General features: G+C 32.0%; 2 protein-coding genes. Both read right to left on the bottom strand.

The window, feature by feature from the left end; all coding sequences use genetic code 11:
• Nucleotides 1–109: 109 nt before the first annotated feature.
• On the bottom strand, nucleotides 110–514 hold the full coding sequence (locus tag FJR06_RS18825) for a type II toxin-antitoxin system VapC family toxin (RefSeq protein ID WP_015080096.1): 405 nt from the start codon (nucleotides 512–514) through the stop codon (nucleotides 110–112).
• Nucleotides 515–521: 7 nt separating this feature from the next.
• Nucleotides 522–803 (bottom strand): hypothetical protein, encoded by a 282-nt coding sequence (locus FJR06_RS18830; RefSeq protein ID WP_015080097.1) that lies wholly within the window; start codon nucleotides 801–803, stop codon nucleotides 522–524.
• Nucleotides 804–887 lie beyond the last annotated feature (84 nt).

The following is an 887-nucleotide window of genomic DNA, read 5'->3' on the forward strand; positions in this document are numbered from 1 at the left end:
TGATAAAGTGCGAGTTCGCCACTTACACCCTGACCAAATGCGAAAAACCCAATAACAGCTTAACCAAACCTACAGTTTTAAATACATCAGCCAAAAAATAATTTAATCATCATAATTCTACCCAATTCTCTAAACTTAAACCCTCAACTCTGGCCAAATCACTATCATTAGAAACCACAATTAAATCTTTAAGAATAGCAGTAGCAGCGATTAAAACATCTTCAGTTTGAATTGGTACACCCCTTAATCTCAAATTAGCATGAATTTGAGCAGCTTTTTCTAAAATTGCTAAATCATCTAAGAAAATAATCGGATATTCTTGACAAAATTCCTCAAATCTTGCTCTTTGTTTTGGTGCATCAACCGCTAAAAAACCTCGCCTAATTTCAAAATAGGTGATACAACTAATAAAAATCTTTTCTTCCTTAGACTCACTAATTGTAATCTTGTGAAGAATTTGGGAATTTTGTTTGAGTGCTAAAGAAACAATATTAGTATCTAATAAATAATTCATAAATTTTCTATTTTCTTTTAACTGCATCATCAAAAATTGCCATTTGTTCAGGAGTAAAATCCTCTCCTATTTTAGCCAAAAGGTGTAGAGCCATGATACCACTACAACGCTTTTTAAGACTTTCTTCTGATATCTGACTAAATTCTTCTAAAGAAAAGTTTTCTTTAAATACTTTTACTAAATCTTGAACCATTTTCGTATAATTTAGATCCTCTTTAAATAAAGGACGTTCTTCCATTAAAATAGCAACAACATTCTCAATTCTCTTAATTATTGATTCTTGTTTCATAAGAATACCCGGTAAGTGGGAAACTCAGAGTCTTTAGACCTGAGAGGGAAACGACACGAGCGGTTTTAACCGCTGTGGATATTA

The organism is Dolichospermum sp. UHCC 0352 (assembly GCF_009711925.1).
GTDB lineage: Bacteria > Cyanobacteriota > Cyanobacteriia > Cyanobacteriales > Nostocaceae > Dolichospermum > Dolichospermum lemmermannii.

Bases quoted from the DNA above. Each gene is read 5' to 3' on its own strand.
- FJR06_RS18825 (WP_015080096.1), bottom strand. From the start codon at position 514: ATGAATTATTTATTAGATACTAATATTGTTTCTTTAGCACTCAAACAA.
- FJR06_RS18830 (WP_015080097.1), bottom strand. From the start codon at position 803: ATGAAACAAGAATCAATAATTAAGAGAATTGAGAATGTTGTTGCTATT.